4 protein-coding genes and 1 rRNA gene are annotated in these 6,507 nt (G+C 53.9%); all 5 read right to left on the bottom strand.

Annotated elements, in window-relative coordinates; all coding sequences use genetic code 11:
• Positions 1–161: 161 nt before the first annotated feature.
• The gene (gene aceK / locus ACRCWW_RS04555; protein ID WP_438681347.1) at positions 162–1,886 is read right to left on the bottom strand and encodes a bifunctional isocitrate dehydrogenase kinase/phosphatase; all 1,725 of its coding nucleotides are present in this window, start codon (positions 1,884–1,886) and stop codon (positions 162–164) included.
• An 86-nt stretch (positions 1,887–1,972) separates the two neighbouring features.
• A complete protein-coding gene (gene aceA, locus ACRCWW_RS04560) occupies positions 1,973–3,277 on the bottom strand; it encodes an isocitrate lyase (RefSeq protein ID WP_438681348.1) in 1,305 nt (434 codons plus the stop codon).
• 32 nt (positions 3,278–3,309) lie between these two features.
• Entirely contained in the window at positions 3,310–4,911 is a 1,602-nt protein-coding gene (aceB, locus tag ACRCWW_RS04565; RefSeq protein ID WP_438681349.1) for a malate synthase A, read from the bottom strand.
• A 268-nt stretch (positions 4,912–5,179) separates the two neighbouring features.
• Positions 5,180–6,109, bottom strand: a complete 930-nt coding sequence (metA, locus tag ACRCWW_RS04570; protein ID WP_438681350.1) for a homoserine O-succinyltransferase MetA — start codon at positions 6,107–6,109, stop codon at positions 5,180–5,182.
• A 294-nt stretch (positions 6,110–6,403) separates the two neighbouring features.
• A 5S ribosomal RNA gene (gene rrf, locus ACRCWW_RS04575) occupies positions 6,404–6,507 on the bottom strand; the annotation flags it as partial.

Consider the following 6,507-nt stretch of genomic DNA (forward strand, 5'->3'; position numbering starts at 1 on the left):
CAAACTCGGTACGTAATGACATGGTATCTCTCGCATCCCAGGGCATAAGCGACTCCATAAACGGGTTCTTATGCCTTAGTTGTAAGTGTCTACCATGTCCCCGAACAAGTGTTCATGATGTCTCCGGACCGTACACCCACAGGGAGAGGGAGCAAATTGCATCAGGCATATTTCACGCAGAAACGCTGCCGCTTGCGATAAGCAAACACATCTTCCACATGCCCTTCGCGGATTCGCGTCTGCAAGCCTCGCCAGTAGTCCGCACGCAGTAAATCCGCGTGCATCTCTTCAAACAACGGCCCGATTCGGGGATCGGCACACAGCCAGTGGCGAAACTCTTCCGGGAACACATCACCGGGTGAAACGCTGTACCAGGGCTCGCTTGCAAGCTCATCTTCCGGGTAGCGCGGTGGCGGAATGTCGCGGAAATTCACTTCGGTCATGTAGCAAATTTCGTCGTAATCATAGAACACCACCCGCCCGTGGCGCGTGACGCCAAAGTTCTTAAACAGCATGTCGCCGGGAAAAATATTGGCGGCCGCAAGCTGGCGAATCGCATTGCCGTATTCTTCCACCGCATCACGTAATGGCTGCCCGTTCACCTGTTCGAGCCACAGGTTTAGCGGCACCATCCGGCGCTCAATATAGAGATGGCTGATAACGATGCGGTCGCCCAAATCAGTGATTTTCTGCGGGGCTTCCTGCCACAATAAATCGAGCAGCGCCGGGGAAACCTGCCGTTTCTCCAGCACGAAATTTTCAAACTCCTGCGTGTCCGCCATACGCCCCACACGGTCATGCTCTTTCACCAGCTGATAGCAGGCGCGTACATGCGTCGCCGTCATCTCTTTCTGTGGTGCAAAACGGTCTTTGATCACCTTAAATACCCGGTCAAAACCGGGCAGCGTGAACACCAGCATCACCATCCCGCGAATGCCCGGCGCTTCAATAAACTGCTCGTCGGTGTGACGGATCCAGGTGAGGTATTCACGATAGCTTTCGGTTTTGCCATGTTTCTGGCAACCAATCGCCATATACAGTTCGGCAGTGCTTTTCCCCGGTAAAATTTCGCGCAGCCATTCGACCAGCGCCGCGGGCAACGGGGCATACACCATGAAATAGGAGCGGGCGAAACCGAACACAATGCTGGCCTCGGCGCTGGTCGTCAGGCAGGTATCGACAAATAGCTGACCTTCATCGCTGCGATGAATCGGCATCAGCAACGGCACCATGCCATCAGGCGTGTGCAGCTTGGCGACGAGCCAGGCCGCTTTGTTGCGATAAAACAGCTCATTCGCCACCTGCAGATGCGAATCGGCCAGCATCTGAGAACCAAAAGTTTCTGTCAGATGCGCCACGATAAACCGCACATCACGGTCTTTATCCTGCCACGGCAGACGCAGCGGCAAATCACTCAGCATCTGATTGAACAATGCAGCCCAGCCTTTATGCGGATAAAAATCTTTCGCTAACGGGCGCGGGATCGTACGAAAGCGCCCTTCAGGCTGAGAGCTGAAGATAAAAAGCCGCTCGGGAGTCAGCGAGCGGTGGTCAAATAACCGACAATACACAGAGTTAAAAAAGCTTTCGGCAATTTCAAAGCGAGGGTAATCAGGCAGTAGCGAGGTGTAGTGTTCTTTGACTCTCAGCAAAAAATCCGCATCCGGGCTTTTGCCCTCGGTGATACAGCGCAGCTGTTCGACCACTAATCCCACGTGGTGATCGTAGAGATGAATACGTTGTTTCATGGCCTGCTGCACAGCGTGCCAGTCGGCCTGCTCAAAGCGCTGTTGCGCGCCGGAAGTGACTTCCAGAAAGCGACCATACTGCGCGTCAAAGCCTTGCAGGATGGTTTGGGCAATCAGTAATTCCAGGCCACGCGACATATTTGCCCCTCAAGTAGCAACGGCGAGTTCATTTCCCCCTCTCCCCAACCCTCTCCCTCAGGGAGAGGGGGAAACGACATGTAGGCTTAGAACTGCGACTCTTCCGTCGATCCGGTCAGCGCCGTGACGGAAGATGTGCCGCCCTGAATAATGGTGGTCACTTTGTCGAAGTAGCCGGTGCCCACTTCCTGCTGATGCGAAACGAAGGTGTAGCCCTGCTTGGCGGAGTCAAACTCTGGCTGCTGCACTTTCTCGACGTAGTGCTTCATGCCTTCTCCCTGCGCATAGGCGTGTGCCAGGTCGAACATGTTGAACCACATGCTGTGGATGCCCGCCAGGGTGATGAACTGGTATTTGTAGCCCATATCCGAGAGCTGTTGCTGGAAGCTGGCGATGGTTTTGTCATCGAGATTTTTCTGCCAGTTAAACGATGGCGAGCAGTTGTACGCCAGCAGTTTCCCCGGGTATTTCGCGTGAATAGCTTCGGCGAAGCGGCGTGCCAGATCGATATCCGGCGTGGAGGTTTCACACCACACCAAATCGGCATAGGGCGCGTAAGCCAGACCACGGCTGATAGCCTGCTCGATACCCGCGCGGGTACGGTAGAACCCTTCGCTGGTGCGCTCGCCGGTGATAAATTCGCTGTCGTACGGGTCACAATCAGAAGTGATCAAATCCGCCGCATCGGCATCGGTACGGGCAATCAGCAGCGTCGGCACGCCAAGTACATCCGCCGCCAGGCGCGCAGCAACCAGTTTCTGAATCGCTTCCTGGGTCGGCACCAGCACTTTACCGCCCATGTGGCCGCATTTTTTCACCGAGGCCAGCTGATCTTCGAAGTGGACAGCTGCCGCACCAGCTTCAATCATCGACTTCATCAGTTCGAAAGCATTCAATACGCCACCAAAGCCAGCTTCTGCATCAGCGACGATCGGCAGGAAGTAATCCACAAAGCGCGGATCGTTTGGTTCTATGCCGGATGCCCATTGGATCTGATCCGCACGACGAAACGTGTTGTTGATCCGATCCACCACGGACGGCACGGAGTTCGCCGGGTAGAGCGATTGATCCGGATACATGCTGGAGGCCAGGTTGGCGTCTGCCGCAACCTGCCAGCCAGAGAGGTAAACCGCTTCAATGCCTGCTTTCGCCTGTTGCAGTGCCTGCCCGCCGGTCAATGCACCCAGGCTGTTCACGTAACCTTTCTTAGATTCGCCATGCAGCAGGCGCCACATTTTCGCCGCGCCGCGCTGCGCCAGCGTGCATTCAGGGTTCACCGAACCGCGTAATTTCACCACCTCTTCCGCGCTGTAAGGGCGACGAATGCCTTCCCAGCGTGGGTTTGTCCATTCCTGCTGTACGTCTTCGATTTGTTGGGTACGGGTTTTCATTGGCAAGTGCTCCATTATTGTTTTGAGGTGGGTTAAGCCAGCAGGCGGTAGCCGGGCAGGGTTAAGAAATCAACGAGCTCATCAGAGGTGGTGATCTGTTCCATCAGACGCGCCGCTTCATCGAAGCGACCGCTGCTGAAGCGGTGCTCGCCCAGCTCGTCCTGAACCACCATTAATTCTTCGGCCAGCATCTGGCGGAACAAGGCTTTGGTGACCGGTTTGCCGTTGCTGAGCGTTTTCTGATGGTGGATCCATTGCCAGATAGAGGTTCGGGAGATTTCAGCGGTTGCCGCATCCTCCATCAGGCCGTAAATCGGTACGCAGCCGTTACCGGAGATCCAGGCTTCAATGTATTGCACCGCCACGCGAATATTGGCGCGCATGCCTTCTTCGGTGCGTTCGCCCTCACAGGGGGCCAACAGCTGCTCGGCAGTAATCGGCGCGTCTTCTTCACGCATAACAGAAAGCTGATTATGTTGCTCACCCAGCGCATTGTTGAACACGCTCATCACCGTGTCCCCAAGCCCAGGATGGGCAATCCAGGTGCCGTCATGACCGTTCTTCGCTTCCAGCTCTTTGTCTGCTTTCACCTTGTTGAGCACCCAGCTGTTGCGCTCACTTTCTTTGCTCGGGATAAACGCCGCCATGCCGCCCATCGCAAAAGCCCCGCGCTTATGACAGGTCTTGATCAGCAGGCGTGAATAGGCGCTGAGGAAGGGTTTATCCATCGTCACCACCTGGCGATCTGGTAACACGCGATCAGGGTGATTTTTCAGGGTTTTGATGTAGCTGAAGATGTAATCCCAGCGGCCACAGTTCAGGCCCACAATATGATCCCGCAGCGCATGCAGGATCTCGTCCATCTGGAAGACCGCAGGCAACGTTTCAATCAACAGCGTCGCCTTGATCGTCCCACGTGGCAGGCTGAAGCGATCTTCTGTGTAGCTGAACACTTCGCTCCACCACGCAGCTTCCTGCCAGGCCTGTGTTTTCGGCAGATAGAAATAAGGGCCACTGCCTTTGGCCAGCAGATTTTTGTGGTTGTGGAAGAAGTAGAGTGCGAAATCAAACAGGCTGCCGGGGATAGCTTCCCCACGCCAGCTGACATGCTTTTCAGGCAGATGAAGACCACGAACGCGGCAGATCAGCACCGCAGGATCGGGTTGCAGCTGGTAGATTTTCCCGGCTTCGTTGGTGTAGCTGATCGTCCCGTTAACGGCATCGCGCAGGTTGATCTGCCCGTCGATGACCTTATGCCAGTTTGGTGCCAGCGAGTCTTCGAAATCGGCCATGAACACTTTAACGTTAGCATTCATAGCGTTAATCACCATTTTCCGCTCAACGGGCCCGGTGATCTCCACGCGGCGATCCAGCAAATCCTGAGGTATTCCACGAATTTTCCACGAACCATTACGAATGGAATCTGTTTCCGAAATAAAATCAAGCAACTTGCCATCGTCGATCTCTTGCTGTTGCTGAATACGGGCAGCAAGCAGCTTGTTACGCTTCGGCGTAAATCGGGTCACCAGCTCACTGAGAAATTCAACGGCTTCGGGCGTCAGGATCTGCTGTTCCTGCTCGCCAAACGGCTGGCTAAAGGCCAGTTCTTCGATGGTGGTTGCCTGTTGTGTCATTGCGCAGCTCCTCGTTAGTGATCTCTGGCCACTTCCCATTGCGACCCAGGATCGTTGTAGGGTTTTCGTTCAGCTCGATTTAAGCCTACGCAATAATTTTCCAAAATCAAAAACAATTTCCATTTTCAAATTAACTTTATCGTAACGTTTTGATAACAAAGAAATTAAAGTTTTATCGTGTCTGGAGTAGGTTTTCGGAAATAAAAAAGGCACCCGAAGGTGCCCGATATGGAGTGCTGAATCGCTTTACGATCGCGAGAGTGGAGGATTACTCCAGCGTAGGATTCATATGGCGCAGATCGTATGGCGTGATCTGGTAGACGTAATAGTTCAGCCAGTTAATAAACAGGAGATTTCCATGGCTGCGCCAGGTGGCCCGGGGTTTATTCTGCGGATCGTTTTGCGGGAAGTAATTGTAAGGCACTTCCGGGGAAAGCCCGGCCTCTTCATCACGGAAAAATTCACTGGCCAGCGTGTGCGCATCGTACTCAGGATGGCCGGTCACGAAGGCGATCCGCTTGTCTTTGCTGGCAAACAGATAGGCATCACCGTCTTCTGTTTCGGCCAGGATCTCCAGGTCGGTGTAATCACGAATGATTGCGGCAGGAAAATCTGCATAACGTGAATGGGGTGCCAGGAAGGAGTCATCAAACCCACGGGTCAGTAAGGCGTGTGGATGCAAAATATGGTGTTCATAGACGCCTGATAACTTTTCGGTGCGCGTCTGTTTTGGAATGCCGTACAGAATGTTCAATGCCGCCTGCACCGCCCAACAGACAAAAAGCGTCGAAGTGACGTGATCTTTGGCCCACTCCAGCACCTGCTGGATTTGCGGCCAGTAGGCGACATCGTTAAATTCAACCAGACCCAGCGGCGCGCCGGTGACAATCAGGCCATCGTAATTATCGTTGCAGATGTCTTCGAAGTTGCAGTAGAAATTGTTCAGGTGCTCCGTGGGCGTATTCCGTGACTCTCTGGCATCGATGCGGAGCAGCTGGACATCCACCTGCAGCGGCGAGTTGGAGAGCAGGCGCAGAAACTGGTTTTCCGTCTCGATTTTCTTCGGCATCAGGTTGAGAATCAGCACCTTCAGCGGGCGAATTTCCTGATTTGTCGCGCGAGAAGCCGTCATCACGAAGACGTTCTCTTCCCGCAAGAAATTGACGGCTGGTAGCTCGTCCTGCACCCGAATCGGCATAACCTTATTACCTCACAGCATACGTTTAAACGTTTAGACATCCAGATAGCTGACGATAACCAGGAAACGGCAAAATGTCGAGTCTCCATGTGGAAGGTGAGAAAGTTTCACTTCCACAGACAAGAATGAATAGAAATAAATAAGTCTGTAGTTCTGAGAAAGCTTGTGGATATGTCTGTGGGTGGGATGTGGAAAATCTGTGCAGGGCCAGTGCGTAACGGGTTGGCTTCTGCGCCAGTTAACCATAAACACAAAAAACCCCGGCCTTTCGGTCGGGGTTCTTGCTTGTTTGATGCCTGGCAGTTCCCTACTCTCACATGGGGAGACCCCACACTACCATCGGCGCTACGGCGTTTCACTTCTGAGTTCGGCATGGGGTCAGGTGGGACCACCGCGCT

This window comes from Scandinavium sp. (assembly GCF_051650185.1).
GTDB lineage: Bacteria > Pseudomonadota > Gammaproteobacteria > Enterobacterales > Enterobacteriaceae > Scandinavium.